This window comes from Mesorhizobium sp. B2-3-4 (genome assembly GCF_006442315.1).
Taxonomy (GTDB): domain Bacteria; phylum Pseudomonadota; class Alphaproteobacteria; order Rhizobiales; family Rhizobiaceae; genus Mesorhizobium.
This window is the reverse complement of the sequence record NZ_VFVY01000001.1, coordinates 571,001-589,245: the sequence shown is the minus strand read 5'-3', so window position 1 is coordinate 589,245 and position 18,245 is coordinate 571,001. Positions and strand designations below refer to the sequence as shown.

The window sequence follows — 18,245 nt, the reverse complement described above, 5'->3', positions numbered from 1 at the left end:
TCCCACTATGGCATCATTCGGACTGAAGGTCATCCGAGGTGTGTTTGGTGCGGCCGAACATGTGGCGCCACGCCTGAGCGGCCGTGCCGCCTTCGAACTGTTCTGCCGCACGCCGAGTGTGAAGACGCTGAGCGACGGCGAACGCCGCGCGGTCGACCGCGCCGCTGGCTTCATGGCCGAGGCGCGCCATCACCGGCTCAAGACCAAGACCGGCTGCGTCATGGTACACGAATTTCGGCCTGAGCCGGGGAGAGCGTCCATGGGCACGGTGCTGGTCGTCCATGGCTGGCGCTCGCGCACCGAATATATGCGCGCGCTGATCGAAGGGTATCGCAATGCCGGCTACAGGGTCGCCTCGCTCGACCTGCCGGGCCACGGCCAGTCGCTCGGCCGTCATCTCAATATGGTCAATGCGGTCGAGGCGGTGAGCGTGGCGTCCGACTGGTTCGGACCGTTCAAGGCGATCGTGGGCCATTCCTTTGGCGGCGCCGTCGCCGCCAACGCCATTGCCGGTTCCATCAAGGGCATCCTGCCGGTGGCGGCCGGGCGGCTGGTGCTGGTTGCCGCACCCAGCTCGCTCCCGGCAATCTTCGCCGACTTCAGCCGCATGCTCAATGTCGGCCCGCGTTCGCAGATCTCGATGGCCAATCAGGTGAAGCGGCTGTCAGGCCGGCCGCTCGACGAATTCACCGGCGACCGCCAGCTGGCCGAGGCGCCGGTGCCGACGCTGGTCATCCATGCGCCCGACGACCGTGAGGTGCCGGCGGAACATGCGCGCCGCTATGCCGGTGCCGGCGACCATGTTCAGCTGCATTGGGCCGACGGGCTCGGCCACCGCCGCATTCTGGCCGACAAGGGCGTGGTTGAAAGCGCCGTCGGCTTCGTGACCACGCAGCCCGAGCCGTCGCGGCTCCACTGATCGCCATTCAGGCTATTTCTTCTTTTCGCCAGGCTCGACGGGCAGCCCGGCCGCCTTCCAGGCGGTATAGCCGCCCAGAATGTGCTTGACCGGGGATAGACCCATGTCCTGCGCCGTCTTGGTGGCGAGCGCCGAACGCCAGCCGCCGGCGCAGAAGAAGACGAAGCTTTTGCCGGAAGCGAAGAAGGGCTTGTGGTACGGGCTTTCGGGGTCGATCCAGAATTCCAGCATGCCGCGCGTGACATGTTTGGCGCCGGGAATCCGGCCGTCGCGTTCGATCTCGCGCGGATCGCGCAGATCGACAAAAACAGTGTCCTCGTCGTCGAGCAGCCCGGCTGCTTCCTCGGGCGATACCACTTCGATCTCGGCATTGGCCTCGTCGAGCAGCTCGCGATACCCTTTTTTCACGGACGATCCCTCCCGGCGCTCTTTCGCCGCAGACCGGATTTCCAGCACAACGCCGACGCTTTGTCACGCCGTTCCGGCAAGTCCCTGCCATGCCGCCATCGCTCCGGCGACGGTCGCCATCAGCGCGTCACACGACGCGCCGTCCCGGGCCTGGATCGACATGCCGTGCTGGACCGTCGCATAGAAGGTCGCCGCTGCATCGCTGTCGAACCCCGCCGGCAGCTCGCCTTCGGCAACGCCGCGTTCCAGCCGCCTGAGCAAAAGGGTGTGGTTTTCGGCGCGGCGGCGGCGCAGATCATCGCAAATGGCGCCGCTGCTTGAATCCTGGTGCAGCGCGCCAAGCGCGATCAGACAACCCTGCGGGCGGTCGTTCTGCGAATAGGCCCTGGCTGTCTGGCGCAGGAAATTCTCGATCGCCTGACAGGCCGTCGGTGCTTCGTCCAGCGTGGCCCAGATCTCCGTGCCTTCGGTGCTCGTGTAATAGTCGGTCGCTTCGAGGAACAGTGCCTCCTTGCTGCCGAAGGCGGCATAGAGGCTGGGTGAGCCGATGCCCATCGCCGCCGTCAGGTCGGCAATCGAGGTGCCTTCATAGCCTTTGGCCCAGAACAGCTCCATCGCCCGCCGCAAGGCAGCGGTTCGATCGAAAGTGCGGGGACGGCCTCTTTCCGGCATGGCGCTCGTTTGTGTGTTGATCGATACATAATTCAGTTGACGTCACCCGGCAAGGCTGCCAGATATTTATGTATCGATCGTTACAGAAAAGGAGAATGACATGTCAGCGAACGGATTGAACGGCAAGGCGGCCTTGGTCACCGGCGGCAGCCGCGGCATAGGTGCCGCGATTGCAAAGCGGCTTGCCGCCGATGGCGCGGATGTCGCCATCACTTACGTCAATAGCGCGGCGCCGGCCCATGCTGTCGTGGCCGAGATTGTCGCGGCGGGCGGGCGCGCTATTGCGATCCAGGCCGACAATCGCGACGCCACCGCCATCGAAGGCTCGGTCACCGAGACGGTGAACGCCTTCGGCCGCCTCGACATCCTGGTCAACAGCGCCGGTATCTGGCGCGCCGCACCCGTCGATCAGATGTCACTCGCCGACTTCGACGAGACCATGGAAGTCAATCTGCGGGCACCGTTCGTAGCCTCGAAGGCGGCAGCCGCTCATATGGGCGAGGGCGGCCGCATCATCTCGATCGGCAGCAATCTGGCCGAGCGCGTCACCGACACCAGCCTAAGCGCTTATTCCACCAGCAAGGCGGCGCTGGTGGGGCTCACCAAGGCATTGGCCCGCGACCTCGGCTCACGCGGCATCACCGCCAATGTCGTCCATCCCGGCTCGACCGATACCGACATGAACCCGGCCGACGGCCCGCATGCCGATCATCAGCGCCAGAAAATGGCGACCCCGCGATTCGGCAAGGCGGAGGATATCGCCGGCATGGTTGCCTGGCTTGCCGGTCCGCAAGGGCGCTTCGTCACCGGGGCCGCGCTGACCATCGACGGCGGCGCCAACGCCTGAAGCGCCCGCATCCCAACGGCCGGCGCGGCAGTCTGGCCGCGCCGGCCGTCACGATGTTGTGAAACCGTTCTGCAACAGCCCGGCCGAAATTTATGAAAGCTTAACGAAATCGGTATGAATCGGTATAGTCGCGCCCTACATCCGCCATGCGGTGAGCGGGACGGTCTAGCGTGCGGAACGGGAACCGGTTGCGACCGGAGCGGGTGATCCATGAAATTCCTCGGTAAAAAAGCAACCGTGATGCCGCTGGTGGCGATTACGGCGACGCTTGCTTTCGGCATGCCTCAGGCGGGAGCCCAAGGGCTTTTCGACATGCTGTTCGGCGGCGGCATCAGGCATGAGCCGAAAGGCGAGTTTCCGCCCCCTCCGCCAAAGCACAAACCCAAGCCGAAGGCCCCGGGCGGCGGTGGCGGCGTGAGGATCAGCAGTCCGTCCTACTATACGTACAAGGCCGACAAGCTGGTGCGTATCGACTTCTCGACGCTTGCCGCCGCGCCGCAGCCGGCGACGCCGCAAGACGCCGCTTTCGTTCCCTCGGCAACGGGTGCGGCCTTCCATGAAGCCATCGCCGGGCTCTCCGATTACGAACTCTACGCAGAGCCGGACATTGCCAAGGCGCTGATCGCCTATTACTCGGCCAACCCGGATTTCATCTGGGTGAGCGGAACCAGCCCCAACAACCGCGCTCAGGACGCCGTCCGGGTGCTTGGCGAGGCGGCCAGCTACGGTCTCGCGCCCGCCGACTACACCGTCGACGTGCCTGCCGCCGCTTCGTCCTCGACGGACGACGCAGCCAAGCTCAGGGAACTGGTCCGTTTCGAAATGGCGCTGTCGGCACGTGTCCTGCGCTACGCCCATGACGCCCAGAATGGCCGTGTCGAACCCAACCGGATGACCGGCTATTACGATTTCCCGGCCAAGCCGCTCGACCTGGGTGGCGTGCTGAAAACACTGGCGCATACGCAGGAAGTGCGCACCTATCTGGAATCGCGCCATCCGCAAAATGCGGAATACCAGGCGCTGCGGGTCGAACTGGAATCGCTGCAGGCGAGCGCCGAGAACGAAATCGTCGTCGATCCCAAACTGCTTTTGAAGCCCGGCGAAACCAGCCCGGAACTGCCGAAGCTGCTGTCGCTGATCGCGCGCAATCTCGATGACGAGATGGGCGGCAGCTATGGCGAGATCCTGTCGCGGCTGGCAACCAGCGAAGTCTATGTCCCCGAACTGGTGCCGCTCATCAAGGCGGTGCAGGTCAAGGAAGGCATGAAGGGCGACGGTGTCATCGGACCGCGCACCGTCGCCTCGCTGGCCGGCACATCGAAGGCCGACAGGCTGCTCAAGGTTCAGGTGGCGCTGGAAGAACTGCGCTGGCTGCCGTCGGACCTCGGCAGTCCGAGGGTCTTCATCAACCAGCCGGCCTTTACCGCGAGCTATATCGACGATGGCCAGGAAAAGCTGAAGACGCGCGCCGTTATCGGCCGGGTCACCAACCAGACAGCCTTCTTCTACGACCAGATCAAGCAGGTCGACTTCCATCCCTACTGGGGCGTGCCGCAGTCGATCATCGTCAACGAAATGCTGCCGAGGTTGCGCAATGATCCCGGCTATCTCGATCGTGCCGGCTACGAAGTGACGGATTCGCGCGGCAAGCGCATTCCGTCGTCGGCGGTCAACTGGGGCGCCTATGGCGCCAACATTCCCTACAATGTGCGCCAGCAGCCGAGCGAGGCCAATGCACTTGGTGAATTGAAGATCCTGTTCCCCAACAAGCACGCGATCTACATGCACGACACGCCGCAGAAGTCGTTCTTCAAGCAGGATATGCGCGCGCTCAGCCATGGCTGCGTGCGTCTGCAGGATCCGCGCGGCATGGCCGCGGCGGTGCTTGGGACTTCGGTCGACTATGTCGCCGAGAAGCTGAAGCATGGCCATTCGACCGAGGATGTGACGCGGAAGATTCCAGTCTATGTCGCCTATTTCACCGCCTGGCCCGACATGTCCGGCAAGGTCGAGTATTTCAGCGATGTCTACGATCGCGATTCGCGGCTGAAGCAAGCCCTGGACGCAACCGAGGCGGTGCGCTCACCCTCGAGCTAAGGCGAAACAGCTCGCGCTTTGCCTGCCTGTTTTGTGAATTATCGCTCCGATAGCGGGCGCCGGAACCCGGCGTCACGCCCGGCGATCAGCCAATAGACGAGCCCGGCGACCAGACCGGCGGCGGCTATGATGCCGATGTCGGCCCAGCGCTCCGGGTCGATGTCCGCCAGCGAATCCGGTTGCCCGATCAAGGCGAAGCCGCCGGCGGCGGCGGCCGCGCCAAGGAACATGTGCATCAGGAAATTGCGCAGCGAAAAGAACTCGGCAATCAGCGCAAAGATGAGGGCCTGCAGGCCGGTGACGACGATCGCGAGGAAATAGACGAACATGCCAAGCGGCGGCACGAGCAGGAGGGCGACCGGTGTCATGCTCATGGCGCCGAAATATTCAGGTGCGTTTGGCAGCGAACTCAACGCGACGTAGAACACCACGATGGCGATGAGGCCGACGAGCACGGCGACGAGATAGCCAGCCAGCATCATCAGGACGCGTTTCAATATGTGCTTTGCGGTCGACATGCCCACCCCCGTGAAGCCCGGTCCGTTCACAATCAGCCATCAATGGTGACTTGACGCAAGGGGACACAGGAGACGGCGGCCAGCGTCATGGCCTGCCGGGCGAAATCCCACGTTCAAGCGCCGCCGCACATGTGCTGGGAATCCGGCAGGGCCCAGGACCCTTTCGCGACGAGGTCGACGGAATAATAGACCCGGCCACGGTCGTCATCCCTGGGACAGTCCCTGGGAATGGAGATCAGGCACATCATGACGGGGTCCCCGACCTTGGAGGCGGCCAAGCCGGCTTCGCGATCATAGGAGACAGCCCCGCCACCATTGGTGAACGTGGCCGCGCTGCCCGCGTCGGCAGTGGCCGTCTCCAGCGGATCGTCGCCAAGCCGCGTGGTAAGCGTCTTGATATGCGTCGACGCGCATTGGCCGATCGCCGAGGGCAGGGACTGGTCCTTGTTGCCCGGGTTGCGAGCGGCTGCGTCCAGCGCCTTCTTGCCGATCAGCGAGATGTTATAGTCCTGCACCCAGGACGGCGCGTTGCCGTAGGTCTGCAAAGCGTTGTTGAGCGCGCTGACTATACAGGCCGTATCGCTCTTGCAGGCGTTGCGGTCGGCGATCAGGCCGCGGGCGATCTTGCGCTTGTCGCCGCCGAACGCCGGCTCAAATCCCCTGTACGCCTTCGAAACCAGCAGGTCGATCGCCGACAGCTGCGGATCGGCGCAGATCGCCTTTTCAGCGGGCAAAACAGCCTTGGTGCAGTCGAAGGACGGGCCATCAGCCCGCGCGGGAACGGTTCCAAGGATGGCCGCGGCCAAGATCAATGCCGGCCCGACAAACCAGGTTCGAACAGAAAATCGCATCATCCCCCCGCATGCCCAAGGCGCTGTTCTCGCGCCCGTGCACACTTCAAGCGCCAAGGATGGATATTTTTAGGCAGGGCTGCGCGCGCTTCGCGGCAAGGAGCGCGAGAAACAAGCGCCGGAGGTTCCGCCTACGCCCTATTTGGGCTCGGCTGTGACCGGGTCGTAGGTGATTTCGACCTTCGCCTTGTCCGAAGTGTAATAGGTGACGGTGTAGGCGCCATTGTCCCAGTCGACTTCGTTGACGTAACGAAACCCGTCACGCTGTTCGACCTTGGCGATGATCTCAGACAATTTCTTGGCATTGGGCGGCGGCAACGGTTTTTCATCGGCGGCCAAAGCAGAACCCGCACCACAAAGAAGTGCGACGCCGGCCACGAGAACCAATCTGGACATGATTTCCCTCATATTCGAACGCAAGGAAACGTCCGGTCAAAGCGTTTGTTCCGCCACATGGCCTCGCCGTGGGATGACAAATAGCTTTGGACGTTGATGCATTCCAATTCCGGCTGCGCTAATATGCTTGCGGGGACATATCTGGCGGGCGGAAAGACCGGACGAAGTTCCCGGTTTCCAGCCCCTTGGGGTGGGGCAATCGCCTAGGATGAGACGTCTGTTGTTTGTCGGCGGCAGCCCCGAGCCGGGCGGCCTGCAGATTCATACGGCCGATGTGATGCAGGCCATCGCCGCACTCGGTCATTGCGTGGCGATGGTGAGCGGCGAAAGAGACTATTTCGCCAAAATCACCCCGCGCGACAGGGTGCCCTTCGAAAGGATCCGCCACCTCTCGGTCGGCCGGTTCATCAAACAGCCAGTGCTGAATGGGCTGATGCGAACAGTCGCGCTGATATCGGTGCTGTCCCGGTACAAGGGCTATGATGTCGTCCTCTGCAGCGGCAGGTTCGGCGAGACGCCTTGCCTGGACATGCTGCTGGCAAAAGTCTTCGGCAGGACGATCTATGCGATCGAGCACGCGCCATGGGTGGCGGGTTGGCCGTTCCTGGTCTCGAAGTCGCGCTACGGGCGCGTCATGGACAGATGCCTGCACCGGATCATTACGGTCTCCGGGGAACTGGCGGAAATCGCGGCGAGCGATTTTCAGATATCGCCGGACAGAATGCGCATCTGCCGCAACTGGGTCGATCCAATATTTCGCCCTGCCGGCAGCGAGCGCAAGCGTGAGGCGCGCCGCCGTTTCGGTCTGCCGCAGGATGCGACGATCATCGGTCATCTCGGCCGGCTGGGACCTGAAAAACGCGTCGATGTCCTCATCGACGCCTTTCGGCAGCATCGTGCGCGCCGGGAGGCATCCAATCCTGTTCTCGTGATCGCGGGAGAGGGGGCGACGCGAGCCGGGTTGGAGGCACAGGCCGCCTCGGCGAGCATCGACCGACATGTCCGGTTTGTCGGCTGGCAGAGCGATCCCCGCGATGTCTTCGATCTGCTCGACATTTTCGTCCTGCCAAGCCTGGTGGAAGGCTTTCCGCTCGCCCTCATGGAGGCGATGGCAAGCGGGCTGGCATGCATCGCCCACCCGATGTCGAGCACCGGGGAGTTGATCGACAGCGGCCGGAACGGAATGCTGGCGGACCTGTCGGCTGCGCAATCATTAGCCGAACAACTGACGGCGCTGCAGGATGCCGGCCGCGACCATCGGGCCGTGATGGGCCAGGCCGCGGCCGAGACGATCACGAAACACTTTTCCCGCGACGTCAGGCTGAAGGCAGTGCTCGACGCCCTCGACATCGACCTTAATGGCGCCGCAGTGCCTGCGCCATATCAGCGAAACATGGACTATCGGGGTTGAACGGCTGGCATCACCGGCTGGCCATATCGTGTCGACGAATAACAGGGGGTCTCAATGCGCACGCGCCATCTCGTCATGCTTGCAGCTTCGGTGCTCGCCATACCGGCCGTTTCGGTCCCGGTGCAGAAAGCCAGGGCGCTGGAACCGGAGCGATATACTGTCTACTGCGCCGACGACCGTATCGAGGTGTCGTTCTGGGATCTCGACCAGATGAAGGTACGGCGCGGCTCCAACGTCTGCCAGTTCCAGAGCTACACCAGCTATTCGAGTGCGCTGAACTTCGCGCAGAAGAATTTTGGTGGGGAAGGGGCGGACTGCAGCTGTTAGCCGTGCTGGCGCGAACGTGCTTTTCAGTAAGGTAGATGGTGGGCGATGCAGGGATTGAACCTGCGACCCCACCCGTGTGAAGGGTGTGCTCTCCCGCTGAGCTAATCGCCCGCTCGTTGCCCGAAGGCCAAGCGAGCCGCGATATAAGGTAGGCGGGCTCGGGAAGTCAAGGCGATCTCTGGCGATCTTTGAAGGATTGGATCCGCCGGTTCGAAGGCCGCCCGTGCGCGGCCCGTTACTGCGCCGCTGCGGCGATCAGCCTGTCCGCCAGATCGACCGTCAGCGCGTCGAAATGCGAGATCACCACCGAGGGCTCGAACTCGCTCACATGGCGGTCGGTGTAACCGAAATCTACGGCCACGACCGGTATGCCGGCGGCCTTCGCCGTGTCGATGTCGGTCTGCGAATCGCCGACCATCACGGCGCGGTGCGGGTCGCCGCCGGCAAGCTTGATCGTTTCGATCAGATGGCGCGGGTCGGGTTTGCGGAAGGCGAATGTGTCCTGTCCGGCGATCGCGGCGAAATGAGAGGTCAGCCCGAGCGCGTCGATCAGCGCCAGCGAATTGGCTTCGTATTTGTTGGTGCAGACGGCCAGGAGATAGCCGGCCTTCTCGAAGCGGGCGATCGCCTCGATCACGCCGGGGTAGGGGCGCGATTTGCCGGGGATGTTGAGCGTGTAGTGGTCGAGGAACAATTTCAACAGCCGGTCGTGCTCGGCGACGTCGAGCGACCGCTGCTGGGCAGTATGCGCCCGCTCGATCATGACGCGGCCGCCATGGCCGACGAAGCGCTTGAAGCCGGCCTCGTCGACGGCGGCGAGTTCGCTGGCGGCCAGGCTGTGGTTGAGGCTGTCGAGCAGGTCCGGCGCCGTGTCGATCAGCGTTCCGTCGAGGTCGAACACGATGATCGGTCGGGTCATGGTCTGTTCCTGTGCAGATTTGCTGTTTTGGACGCGATAGCGGCTGCGGGCCCTCTAGGCAAGCATTCGCACATGCGGGACGACACCTGCGCGCTCAAGGGCTTTGACCCGCCCGGCAAAAATGCTAGGAGCCCAAACACCAGTTTCCCGGGGCAGCAAGCGGCATGGATGCAAGGCAATTGAAGGTCGAGGCCGCGCGTGCGGCGCTTGCCCATGTGAGCGACGGCATGCGCCTCGGCATCGGCACCGGCACCACGGCCGAAGAGTTCGTGCGGCTGCTCGCCGACAAGGTCGCCACCGGCATGAAGGTCATCGGCGTGCCGACCTCCGAACGAACCGCCGCGCTCTGCCGCGACCTTGGCGTGCCGCTATCGACGCTGGAGGAGACGCCCCAACTCGATCTCACCGTCGACGGCGCCGACGAGGTCGATCCGGAGCTGACATTGATCAAGGGCGGCGGCGGCGCGCTGCTGCGCGAGAAGATCGTGGCGGCGGCCTCGCAGCGCATGATCGTCATCGCCGACCGTTCGAAGATGGTCGAGACGCTCGGCCGCTTTCCACTGCCGATCGAAGTCAATCAGTTCGGCCTGCGCGCGACCGAGATCGCGGTGGCCGCGGCGGCTGGAAATCTCGGCCTTTCAGGTCCGGTGACATTGAGGATGACGCAAGGCCAGCCTTTTGTTACAGACGGCGGCCATTTTATCCTTGATGCATCTTTTGGCCGCATTCCGGATACAAGAGCGCTTTCGAATGCTCTCCACGCCATTCCGGGTGTGGTCGAGCATGGTCTTTTCATCGGGCTGGCGTCAGCGGCCATCATCGCCGGGGGCGATGGCATCCAAACCGTCCTTGCCGCCTGAAAAACAGGGAGTTCTACCAATCATGATGTTGCACAACCGGGTCCGCCGCCTCTGCGTCCTTATGACGGCTTCGGCCGTCTTCGCGTTCTCCTCGCCTGTCTTCGCGCAGGACGTCACGGAATCGCATCTGAAGGCCGCGCGCGCCGCCGTCGCCGCCATCCACGCGACCGACCCGTTCGACAACATCCTGCCGCAGGCGGCCGCCGCGCTCGAATCGCAGCTCATCCAGAAGAACCCCGACATGGAGGAGCTGATCGGCAAGACCATCGCCGAGAAGGCACTTGCCCTGGCCTCGCGCCGCGCCGACCTCGAGAAGGAAGCCGCTCTTGCCTATGCGAAGGTGTTTTCCGAACAGGAACTCAACGACATCGCGACCTTCTACGGCTCCGAGGCCGGCAAGAAGCTGCTCGACAGCGGCCCGGCCGTGACGCGTGACCTCGTCAAGGCAGCCGACATCTGGCAGAACGGCGTCGGCCGCGATCTGGCCCAGCAGGTCGGCGAGACGCTGGCCGCAGCCGCCAAGGCCAAGGCCGCCGCGGCAGCTCCCGCGGCGCCGGCCGATGCAACGGCTCCCGCCGATGGCGCAGCGCCTGCCGATGGTTCTGCTCCGGCTGACAATTCGGCGAACTGATCCCGTCTTTTTCGAACGGCCTCGCGGCCATCTCGGAAAGCCCGGCTTGTCCGGGCTTTTCTTTTGATTGTTTGCGGCCTACCTGTCACTGACATTTTCGACGTTCAAGGAGCCGTTTCATGGCCGGTTATGACTACGATCTCTTCGTCATCGGCGGCGGCTCCGGCGGGGTGAGGGCGGCACGGGTCGCGGCGGCGCTTGGCAAGCGGGTCGGTATCGCCGAGGAGTACCGGTTCGGGGGCACCTGCGTCATCCGGGGCTGCGTGCCGAAGAAGCTCTACGTCTACGCCTCGCAGTTTCCCGAGCATTTCGCCGATGCCGCCGGCTATGGCTGGACGGTTCCCGAAGCCAGTTTCGACTGGCAGACGCTGGTCGCCAACAAGGACCGCGAGATCAGCCGCCTGGAAGCGATCTACAAGAAGAATGTCGAGGGCTCGGGCGGCGAGACCTTTCATTCGCGAGCGATGATCGTCGACCCGCATGTGATCCATCTCCTGGGCGAGGACCGCACCGTGACCGCCGACCAGATCCTGATCGCCACCGGCGGCCGTCCGGCGGCGCATCCGGCGCTGCCGGGCCATGAGCACTGCATCTTTTCCAACGAGGCTTTCGACCTCGAGCAGCTGCCCAAGGCGATCATGATCGAGGGCGGCGGCTATATCGCGGTGGAGTTCGCCAACATCTTCCACGGCCTCGGCGTCGACACCACGCTGGTGTACCGCGGCAAGGAGATTCTCGGCCGCTTCGACATGGACCTGCGGCGCACTTTGCACGAGACGATGGAGAAGAAGGGAATCAAAATCCTTTGCCACGCCGTCTCCGAATGGGTCCGCAAGCGGCCGGACGGGCGGCTCGACGCGCTGGTTACCGGGGGACGGGTGCTGACGGTCGACCAGGTGATGCTGGCCATCGGGCGCCTCCCCAACACCGAAAACATGGGGCTGGAAGGCATCGGCATCGAGATGACCGAGACCGGGGCCATCAAGGTCGACGATTATTCACGCACCAACATCGACAACATCTGGGCGATCGGCGACGTCACCAACCGCGTGCAATTGACGCCGGTGGCGATTCACGAAGCCATGTGCTTCGTCGAAACGGCGTTCAGGAGCAATCCGACCGCGCCCGACCACGATACGATCGCGACAGCCGTCTTCTCGCAACCTGAAATCGGCACGGTCGGCCTGTCGGAGGACGAGGCCATCAAGCGCTTCGCCGACATCGAGATTTACCGCGCCAGCTTCCGGCCGATGCGGCACACTCTATCGGGCCGTGACGAAAAGATGCTGGTGAAGCTGGTGGTCGACGGCGCCTCGCGCAAGGTGCTCGGCGCCCACATATTGGGGCCTGATGCCGGCGAAATGGCGCAGTTGCTCGGCATTCCCCTGAAGGCGGGGCTGACCAAGGATGATTTCGATCGCACCATGGCCGTGCATCCGACCGCGGCCGAAGAACTCGTCACCATGTATAAGCCGACCTATCGGGTGAAGAACGGCGAGCGCGTCTGAGGCCTCGCAGGAATGACGGGCGCCTTTCCGGATGCGCTGCGCGATGCGATCTGCGGCAGTCGGGCCTTGAGACAATACCCCGCCGCCGGACGATCGCCGGCAGCGGGGTATTGGCCGCAGCCTACAGCAGCGTGCCGCGCAGGATGACCAGGGCAACCGAGAAATAGATCACCAATCCGGTGACATCGACCAGCGTGGCCACGAAAGGCGCGGATGCGCTGGCGGGATCGAAGCCGACCCGTTTCAGCGCGAAAGGCAGCATCGACCCGGACAGCGAGCCGAAGGTGACGATGCCAACCAATGCGGCGCCAACCGTCGCGGCGATCAGCGGCCAGTGCGGACCGTAGTCGTAGAAGCCGAAATACTGCCACAGCGTTATACGGCAAACCCCGACGACGCCCAGGATCGAGCCCAGCACCAGCCCTGTCGGCAGTTCGCGCAAGGCGACCCGCCACCAGTCGCGCAAACCGATCTCACGAAGCGCCATCGCACGGATAACCAGCGAGGTCGCCTGCGAGCCGGAATTGCCGCCGGAGCTCATGATCAGCGGGATGAACAGCGTCAGCACGATCGCCTTTTCCAGTTCGCTCTCGTAGCTCTGCATCGCATTGGCCGTCAGCATCTCGCTTAGGAACAGCGCGCACAGCCAGCCGGCGCGCTTCTGGATCATCGCGAGGAAGCTCATCTTCATATAGGGTTCGTCGAGCGCCTCCATGCCGCCGAACCGGTGCACGTCCTCGGTGGTCTCTTCGATCATCGTGTCGATGATGTCGTCGATTGTGACGATGCCGAGGATCTTGCCGTGGTCGACGACCGGGACGGCCAGCAGATCGTATTTGGAGATCGTCTGCGCCAGGTTTTCGCGATCGGTCAGCGGGGTGACAGTTACAGGCATGCGGTCGGGCGCGACCGACAGGATAGGGTCGTCCGGCTCCCCGGTGATGAGCCGGCGCAAACCGGTCGAGCGGACCAAGAGGTGCGTTTGCGGATCGACGATGTAGATCGCGTAGACGGTTTCGCGCGTCCGCTCGACCTTTCTGATGTAGTCGAGCGTGCGCCCGACGGTCCAGTCCGAAGGGACGCTGACGAACTCCGTCGTCATGATCGAGGCGGCACTGCCTTCGGGATAGCCCAGAATGGAAAGCAGGGTCGCCCGCAGCGGCGGCGCCAGCGCACCGAGCAGCTCTGAGCGTGCCGGCTCGTCGAGCTCGCGCAGGATGTCGGCCGCGCGGTCGACGGACATTGCAGTGATGAGCTTGCTCGCCTTTGGGCGGGGCAGGGCTTCCGCGAGTTCCGGTGCGCCTTCAAGTTCAGGCTGGTCGAAAATCTCGACCAGCCGCTCGAAGGGCACGGCGCAGAGCAGATCGACCGCGGTTTCGCGCGTTTCATGATTGAGCGCCTCGACAACGTCGGCGACGTGGTCGTTGGCAAGGATGCGGGCGATGGCGACGGCTTCGTCGTCCGCTACGGGGGAAAAATCGTTCATGGTTCACTCCTTGCCGTCCGGCAGGACATGAACCAGTCAGGTCACGTCTAGGCGGACGGCGGTTGCGTTCGACTGTGACTGTCGCCAGGCATGGCGCGGTGACCTTTCTGCTTGCGGGTTCGCTTCTTGAATGGCTGCAAGCCGGCGCAACATAGGAGCGCCGCTTGCCGAGTCAATCGCGGTGAAGACGGAAAACCGTGCCGGACGGCTCTGATCGCGAGACTGTGATCAGCGTGGGCCGCTCAAGGCGGCAAGCCACGGTGAAATCATCGTTATTTCTGCTTCAGCCGCCGCGAGAAACGCGTCCATTTGTCCTCGACCGGCCTGGGCTGGGCCAGAATCGTGGTGAGTTCGAGAGGCAGGCTCGGAGCAAGCGGCTTCTTGGTGGCGACACCATCGGCGATCAGCACCATCGAGTGGTAGAACTCGGTGCCGGTTGCCGATCTCGGCGCCACGGCCTCGTGCATGACACTGATCACGGTAACATCGGGGCAATTGTCCTTGATGGCCTGATGGAAGGCAATCTTGCCGTCAGGGTCGAGGGCACCGGTCGCCTCGTCGAGGAACAGCAGCCCCGGCTGCTGCAGGATGATGCGAGCCACCACGAGCTTCTGCTTCTGGCCGCCCGACAGGACCTGGTCCCAGCTTTTGCCCTCGCGGCTTTCATTGCCCATGTGTTCGATGAAATCGCCAAGGCCGGCCTTGTGCAGCGCCGCCGCGACCTGGGCATCGCCATGGTCGCCTTCGGAGCCGGGCAGGCAGACCAGCTGTTTCAGCGACACTTGCGGCAGCTTGACTTCCTGGGCGGCGTAGAAGCTTTTTACGCCCTCGGGGAAGACGATGGTGCCGCGGCCATAGGGCCACAGGCCGTTGATCGCCTTGATCAGCGAGGTCTTGCCGCAACCGGATTCGCCCTTCAGGAAGGTCCATTCGCCGCGCCGGAAGCGCAGGTTGGCGGAACTGAGGAACGGCGTCGCATCCTCGCCCTGATGGGCCAGTTCCAACTTCTGGATGGTCAGGCCGAAGACCGGATTCTGGCTGGCATAGTGGAAGTCGGAGCGACCGCTCTGGCTGTAGAATTCCTGCGGGTGCTGGACATTCTCGATCGCGGTTGCGAGCTCCGTCACGCGCTGGCTGTTGGCGCGCAGCGTGGCGATAGCGGGCATGACATGGATGAACCACGAACATTGGCTGATGAGCTGCGCAACCATTTCGGAGCCGGTGATGTAGCCCTTGTAGTCGAGGCGGCTGTGGATGAACGGCACAAGGCCTGGAGCATAGGCGACGATACGGGCGCCGACGAAATTGTAGATCAGCTCGAAAGACATATAGCTGCTGTTGACGACATTCAGCCGCCCCCATGTGCGGTCGATGTCGACATAGAGCCGGTCGTGCATCTTCTTCTGCACGCCCTCGCCGTGCGAGGCGGCGACATGGAAGCTGCGGCGCAGGAATGTCGTCAGTTCGCTGCGATAGCTTCCCTCGGCCTTCTGCATGCGAATGTTGAGACGTTCGAGCAGGCTGCCGAGCTTGACGGCGACCCAGGTGTTGAGGGGCACGTAGATGGCAACCGCGAGCAGGGCCAGGACAGCGCTGCCGTAGCTGCCAAGGAACTCCAGGCCTTTGACCTCCACCGACGACTGCAGCAGGTTCTGGCCGATAAAATAGAGCGAAGTCGCAAGGCCCAGCACGCCCATGGCCAGACCGATCGCACCACCGGTCATGTCCTTGATCGATTCCTGGATGCGCTGGTCAACATTGTCGGGCGCAACGATGCCACCCTCGGCGGACCCATGTTGAGCATGAAAATGGGTATGGTTGCCGTCGAGCAAGGCCTGGTTGAATTGGTCATTGAGCCAGCCACGCCATTTGCGGTGCAAGGTTGCCGAGACGAGATTGCGTATACCGGTGAAGCCGGCGTCCTTGAGCACGACCAGCAGCACCAGAATGCCGGCGTTGGTCAGGATTGTCTCCAGCGGGCTCGTATTGGCGGCGTCGTGCAGGAAGGCGATCGAATTCACCAGTTCGCCCGAAGCCATCGCGAACCACACGCTGGCTTTGCTGGACAGCGCTGTCAGCAGCGCAATCACCAACGTCAGCGTCCAGGCTTCCTTCCAGCGGTCCGAAACCCAGTAGGCCCGCATAAGCCCCCAGAAATTGCGCATCGAGGATACCGGCGTCATATGCGACCGCCCAGCGGCGTCGCCCTGTAGTCCATCCGGTACTGACTCCCGCGATCGTCTGCCGATCCGAATCACGATCCCGCCCAAACCTTTTTTGTTTTGTTACGGATGGTAACACCAATTGATCATTTTCCATTAATTTTTAAAGCGGGCAGACGGGATTGCTCCCGCCGGCGTTGCCCAGAGGCAACAGATCGGGGGCCGTGCCGGCCAGGAACGGTTTTGAGGAATCAGGAATCTTCTATATATTTCAGCCTGTTGGCGCATCTGCTACGGGCGGCCGATATCTTCCCCTGGGGAAGGTCCGCGCACGGTTTTGTGACTCAAAAAACGTATGCGTCGGAGATTTTTCTTATTGGGGACCCACCAGAATTCCCGAAAACGCGCCGTCCTTGACGACTGATTCCTTACCGTCGTCGTCCTTGCCGGATGCTGAGAAATGACCCGAGACGGTATTTGTCGCGGCGTCGTACTTGTCGATCACCACTTCGCCGGTTTTGAACCTGACATGCCCGACCATGGCGCCGGAATCGAGGATGTTGAAATTGCCGGCATTGCCCGGAAAACCGCCACCGAATTGGTAGGCGCCGACATAATCGCCCGGTTTTTTGAGCGCCAGCATCGCGTTGAACGTCATTGTCGGCGAACCCTGTTGCGTCCCTGACAGGTTCAAGACCGGCTTGCCGCCCACGTCCAAAGTGGTGCCCTGGGCAAAGGATGCCGCCCATGGCTTGCCATCCACCGTCGCCGTCATGACCGCGTCCTCGGCCCTGGCATCAGGCATGATATCAGTGCATGCCAAAGTCGTCAGGCAAAGCAGGAGGGACAAGCCACCACCGCGAAATCCCGTGAGCATGGAAGGCCTCCATCCGACAACAGATGGCGACATTAGCGCAGACACTGGCCGCAGGCGACTCACCCGATCGCGGGCGAAGCCGTGGCATCCGTTTCGATCGGATCAGGACGCGTTGACAATTCCTTCGCTTGGGACTGAACCTCGGCAGGCACTGCCGACACCCATGCATACCGGTTCTCCAAGGAGGAATTGCATCATGCTGACACGCTCGGCCGTCTTTATAGCCCTGTCTTTCCTGGCCTGGCTGCCGCCGGCTCATGCCGCCGACCAGGCCATCGCGGAGAGTACAGGCGGTCAGATCGAGTTCAACACGCCGTCGGACAATATCGGCTGCATCTACACGCCGAAGGGAGGCACCAGCACCTATGAGCCGCAGGACGGTGGCCCGGAACTGAGCTGCTCGCGTGTCGAGCCGAGCTACATCACCATCATCCTGGGTCCAAAGGGGCCGGCAACACTGATCAAGAATCCCGGTGAGCAATCCTGCTGCAGCGACGTCGCCAAACTTGCCTACGGAAACAGCTGGAGTGCCGGACCGTTCTCTTGCCAGTCGTCGACCAAAGGGTTGACCTGCATCGGCGCCAATGGCCACGGTTTCTTCATCAGCAAGGCCAAGGCGACGGTGAAATAGCGGCTGGTCTTGCCATCGGGAAAGGTGCTTGCCTCAGCCGGCCGTTTCCAGTTCGCCGCGCGCTTTGGCGGCCGCGACCTGACGGATGGCATCGGCCAAGGTGTCGGCGTCCTGCGCGCCCATCACGGCATATTTGCCTTCGAGCAGGAAGCACGGCACCCCCGTAATGCCCATGCGTGAAGCGGTGGCGATCTCGGTGCGAACAGCCTCGACGTCGGCGTCGCTCGGCAGGAGTGTTTCAACGACCGAGGCGTCCATGCCGGCCTCGCGGGCGGCCTCGACCAACACGGAGTGGTCGCCGATATTGGCACCTTCCTCGAAATTCATCTGGAACAGGCGTCGCACCAGCCGGTTCTGAACGTCCTCGCCGGCGGCACCAGCCCAGCGGATCAGCCGATGCGCGTCGAGCGTGTTCGGCGCCATTTTTATGGCGTCGAAGGCGAAGGAAATGCCCTCGGCCGCGCCAAGCGGTCCGATACGCGCGTGAATGTCGCGAATGCGTTCGTCACTGCCGAACTTGGCCAGCATGTATTCGCGGCGGTCCTTGCCTTGCGGCGGAATGGTCGGATCGAGCTGGAACGGCCGCCAGCGAATATGCACCTCGACGTCACCGGCCGCGGCCACCGCCTTGTCCAGCCGTTTCTGACCGATGAAGCACCAAGGGCAGACGACGTCCGACACCACATCGACGGTTATGGCGTTCGCTTCGCTCATCTCGATCTCCG

At 63.1% G+C, this 18,245-nt stretch carries 19 protein-coding genes and 1 tRNA gene; 9 read left to right on the top strand and 11 right to left on the bottom strand.

Translation table 11 applies throughout. The features are described from left to right. Nucleotides 1–7 precede the first annotated feature (7 nt). Complete coding sequence (locus FJ967_RS03270) at nucleotides 8–919, top strand: alpha/beta fold hydrolase (RefSeq protein WP_140730243.1); 912 nt, start codon at nucleotides 8–10, stop codon at nucleotides 917–919. Between the two features lie 12 nt (nucleotides 920–931). Here FJ967_RS03270 and FJ967_RS03265 read toward each other — a convergent pair whose 3' ends face one another. Together FJ967_RS03265 and FJ967_RS03260 are read right to left on the bottom strand one after the other, a co-directional pair. Then, the gene (locus FJ967_RS03265; protein ID WP_140730242.1) at nucleotides 932–1,327 is read right to left on the bottom strand and encodes a rhodanese-like domain-containing protein; all 396 of its coding nucleotides are present in this window, start codon (nucleotides 1,325–1,327) and stop codon (nucleotides 932–934) included. Between the two features lie 63 nt (nucleotides 1,328–1,390). Further along, complete coding sequence (locus FJ967_RS03260) at nucleotides 1,391–1,999, bottom strand: TetR/AcrR family transcriptional regulator (RefSeq protein WP_140730241.1); 609 nt, start codon at nucleotides 1,997–1,999, stop codon at nucleotides 1,391–1,393. A gap of 100 nt (nucleotides 2,000–2,099) precedes the next feature. Here FJ967_RS03260 and FJ967_RS03255 point away from each other — a divergent pair, with 100 nt between their 5' ends. Then, a complete protein-coding gene (locus FJ967_RS03255; RefSeq protein ID WP_140730240.1) occupies nucleotides 2,100–2,846 on the top strand; it encodes a 3-oxoacyl-ACP reductase family protein in 747 nt (248 codons plus the stop codon). 210 nt (nucleotides 2,847–3,056) lie between these two features. Next, nucleotides 3,057–4,943, top strand: a complete 1,887-nt coding sequence (locus tag FJ967_RS03250) for a murein L,D-transpeptidase (RefSeq protein WP_140730239.1) — start codon at nucleotides 3,057–3,059, stop codon at nucleotides 4,941–4,943. Nucleotides 4,944–4,981: 38 nt separating this feature from the next. Here FJ967_RS03250 and FJ967_RS03245 read toward each other — a convergent pair whose 3' ends face one another. The 3 genes from FJ967_RS03245 to FJ967_RS03235 all read right to left on the bottom strand — a co-directional run bounded on the left by FJ967_RS03245 (nucleotide 4,982) and on the right by FJ967_RS03235 (nucleotide 6,708). Then, entirely contained in the window at nucleotides 4,982–5,461 is a 480-nt protein-coding gene (locus FJ967_RS03245) for a hypothetical protein (protein ID WP_140730238.1), read from the bottom strand. 113 nt (nucleotides 5,462–5,574) lie between these two features. Further along, nucleotides 5,575–6,267 carry a lysozyme inhibitor LprI family protein gene (locus tag FJ967_RS03240; protein WP_246675151.1) on the bottom strand — a complete coding sequence of 231 codons (693 nt, stop codon included), beginning with the start codon at nucleotides 6,265–6,267 and terminating at the stop codon, nucleotides 5,575–5,577. A 183-nt stretch (nucleotides 6,268–6,450) separates the two neighbouring features. Continuing rightward, on the bottom strand, nucleotides 6,451–6,708 hold the full coding sequence (locus tag FJ967_RS03235; RefSeq protein WP_140730236.1) for a PepSY domain-containing protein: 258 nt from the start codon (nucleotides 6,706–6,708) through the stop codon (nucleotides 6,451–6,453). A 208-nt stretch (nucleotides 6,709–6,916) separates the two neighbouring features. On the opposite strand from FJ967_RS03235, the gene FJ967_RS03230 reads away from it, so the two are divergent. Together FJ967_RS03230 and FJ967_RS03225 are read left to right on the top strand one after the other, a co-directional pair. Then, nucleotides 6,917–8,119: a glycosyltransferase family 4 protein gene (locus tag FJ967_RS03230; protein WP_140730235.1), complete on the top strand. Its 1,203-nt coding sequence runs from the start codon at nucleotides 6,917–6,919 to the stop codon at nucleotides 8,117–8,119. A gap of 54 nt (nucleotides 8,120–8,173) precedes the next feature. Continuing rightward, a complete protein-coding gene (locus FJ967_RS03225; protein ID WP_140730234.1) occupies nucleotides 8,174–8,446 on the top strand; it encodes a hypothetical protein in 273 nt (90 codons plus the stop codon). Nucleotides 8,447–8,482: 36 nt separating this feature from the next. Here the strand turns inward: FJ967_RS03225 and FJ967_RS03220 are convergent. Both FJ967_RS03220 and FJ967_RS03215 read right to left on the bottom strand, forming a co-directional pair. Then, nucleotides 8,483–8,557, bottom strand: a tRNA-Val gene (locus FJ967_RS03220). 124 nt (nucleotides 8,558–8,681) lie between these two features. Further along, nucleotides 8,682–9,365, bottom strand: coding sequence for a phosphoglycolate phosphatase (locus FJ967_RS03215; protein ID WP_140730233.1), 684 nt, complete (start codon nucleotides 9,363–9,365; stop codon nucleotides 8,682–8,684). Nucleotides 9,366–9,529: 164 nt separating this feature from the next. On the opposite strand from FJ967_RS03215, the gene rpiA reads away from it, so the two are divergent. The 3 genes from rpiA (at nucleotide 9,530) to gor (ending at nucleotide 12,364) form a co-directional block, all read left to right on the top strand. After that, complete coding sequence (gene rpiA, locus FJ967_RS03210; protein ID WP_140730232.1) at nucleotides 9,530–10,225, top strand: ribose-5-phosphate isomerase RpiA; 696 nt, start codon at nucleotides 9,530–9,532, stop codon at nucleotides 10,223–10,225. A gap of 22 nt (nucleotides 10,226–10,247) precedes the next feature. Continuing rightward, the gene (locus FJ967_RS03205) at nucleotides 10,248–10,856 is read left to right on the top strand and encodes a DUF2059 domain-containing protein (RefSeq protein WP_140730231.1); all 609 of its coding nucleotides are present in this window, start codon (nucleotides 10,248–10,250) and stop codon (nucleotides 10,854–10,856) included. A gap of 119 nt (nucleotides 10,857–10,975) precedes the next feature. Beyond that, nucleotides 10,976–12,364 carry a glutathione-disulfide reductase gene (gene gor / locus FJ967_RS03200; RefSeq protein WP_140730230.1) on the top strand — a complete coding sequence of 463 codons (1,389 nt, stop codon included), beginning with the start codon at nucleotides 10,976–10,978 and terminating at the stop codon, nucleotides 12,362–12,364. 121 nt (nucleotides 12,365–12,485) lie between these two features. Here gor and mgtE read toward each other — a convergent pair whose 3' ends face one another. The 3 genes from mgtE to FJ967_RS03185 all read right to left on the bottom strand — a co-directional run bounded on the left by mgtE (nucleotide 12,486) and on the right by FJ967_RS03185 (nucleotide 16,787). Continuing rightward, nucleotides 12,486–13,850 carry a magnesium transporter gene (gene mgtE, locus FJ967_RS03195; protein ID WP_140730229.1) on the bottom strand — a complete coding sequence of 455 codons (1,365 nt, stop codon included), beginning with the start codon at nucleotides 13,848–13,850 and terminating at the stop codon, nucleotides 12,486–12,488. 272 nt (nucleotides 13,851–14,122) lie between these two features. After that, nucleotides 14,123–16,015, bottom strand: a complete 1,893-nt coding sequence (locus tag FJ967_RS03190; RefSeq protein WP_181175656.1) for an ABC transporter ATP-binding protein/permease — start codon at nucleotides 16,013–16,015, stop codon at nucleotides 14,123–14,125. Nucleotides 16,016–16,385: 370 nt separating this feature from the next. Continuing rightward, nucleotides 16,386–16,787: a DUF6252 family protein gene (locus tag FJ967_RS03185; protein WP_140730227.1), complete on the bottom strand. Its 402-nt coding sequence runs from the start codon at nucleotides 16,785–16,787 to the stop codon at nucleotides 16,386–16,388. A 298-nt stretch (nucleotides 16,788–17,085) separates the two neighbouring features. On the opposite strand from FJ967_RS03185, the gene FJ967_RS03180 reads away from it, so the two are divergent. Then, nucleotides 17,086–17,520 (top strand): hypothetical protein, encoded by a 435-nt coding sequence (locus tag FJ967_RS03180; RefSeq protein WP_140730226.1) that lies wholly within the window; start codon nucleotides 17,086–17,088, stop codon nucleotides 17,518–17,520. A gap of 33 nt (nucleotides 17,521–17,553) precedes the next feature. On the opposite strand, the gene FJ967_RS03175 is transcribed toward FJ967_RS03180, so the two are convergent. Next, nucleotides 17,554–18,234 carry a DsbA family protein gene (locus FJ967_RS03175; protein ID WP_140730225.1) on the bottom strand — a complete coding sequence of 227 codons (681 nt, stop codon included), beginning with the start codon at nucleotides 18,232–18,234 and terminating at the stop codon, nucleotides 17,554–17,556. Nucleotides 18,235–18,245: the final 11 nt, after the last annotated feature.

What these genes read in the sequence shown, in the direction of transcription:
- FJ967_RS03175 (WP_140730225.1), bottom strand. Translation starts at nt 18,234, where the DNA reads ATGAGCGAAGCGAACGCCATAACCGTCGATGTGGTGTCGGACGTCGTC.
- rpiA (WP_140730232.1), top strand. Translation starts at nt 9,530, where the DNA reads ATGGATGCAAGGCAATTGAAGGTCGAGGCCGCGCGTGCGGCGCTTGCC.
- FJ967_RS03255 (WP_140730240.1), top strand. Translation starts at nt 2,100, where the DNA reads ATGTCAGCGAACGGATTGAACGGCAAGGCGGCCTTGGTCACCGGCGGC.
- gor (WP_140730230.1), top strand. Translation starts at nt 10,976, where the DNA reads ATGGCCGGTTATGACTACGATCTCTTCGTCATCGGCGGCGGCTCCGGC.
- FJ967_RS03250 (WP_140730239.1), top strand. Translation starts at nt 3,057, where the DNA reads ATGAAATTCCTCGGTAAAAAAGCAACCGTGATGCCGCTGGTGGCGATT.
- FJ967_RS03185 (WP_140730227.1), bottom strand. Translation starts at nt 16,787, where the DNA reads ATGACGGCGACGGTGGATGGCAAGCCATGGGCGGCATCCTTTGCCCAG.
- mgtE (WP_140730229.1), bottom strand. Translation starts at nt 13,850, where the DNA reads ATGAACGATTTTTCCCCCGTAGCGGACGACGAAGCCGTCGCCATCGCC.
- FJ967_RS03270 (WP_140730243.1), top strand. Translation starts at nt 8, where the DNA reads ATGGCATCATTCGGACTGAAGGTCATCCGAGGTGTGTTTGGTGCGGCC.
- FJ967_RS03260 (WP_140730241.1), bottom strand. Translation starts at nt 1,999, where the DNA reads ATGCCGGAAAGAGGCCGTCCCCGCACTTTCGATCGAACCGCTGCCTTG.
- FJ967_RS03205 (WP_140730231.1), top strand. Translation starts at nt 10,248, where the DNA reads ATGATGTTGCACAACCGGGTCCGCCGCCTCTGCGTCCTTATGACGGCT.
- FJ967_RS03215 (WP_140730233.1), bottom strand. Translation starts at nt 9,365, where the DNA reads ATGACCCGACCGATCATCGTGTTCGACCTCGACGGAACGCTGATCGAC.
- FJ967_RS03230 (WP_140730235.1), top strand. Translation starts at nt 6,917, where the DNA reads ATGAGACGTCTGTTGTTTGTCGGCGGCAGCCCCGAGCCGGGCGGCCTG.
- FJ967_RS03190 (WP_181175656.1), bottom strand. Translation starts at nt 16,015, where the DNA reads ATGCGCAATTTCTGGGGGCTTATGCGGGCCTACTGGGTTTCGGACCGC.
- FJ967_RS03180 (WP_140730226.1), top strand. Translation starts at nt 17,086, where the DNA reads ATGCTGACACGCTCGGCCGTCTTTATAGCCCTGTCTTTCCTGGCCTGG.
- FJ967_RS03225 (WP_140730234.1), top strand. Translation starts at nt 8,174, where the DNA reads ATGCGCACGCGCCATCTCGTCATGCTTGCAGCTTCGGTGCTCGCCATA.
- FJ967_RS03235 (WP_140730236.1), bottom strand. Translation starts at nt 6,708, where the DNA reads ATGTCCAGATTGGTTCTCGTGGCCGGCGTCGCACTTCTTTGTGGTGCG.
- FJ967_RS03245 (WP_140730238.1), bottom strand. Translation starts at nt 5,461, where the DNA reads ATGTCGACCGCAAAGCACATATTGAAACGCGTCCTGATGATGCTGGCT.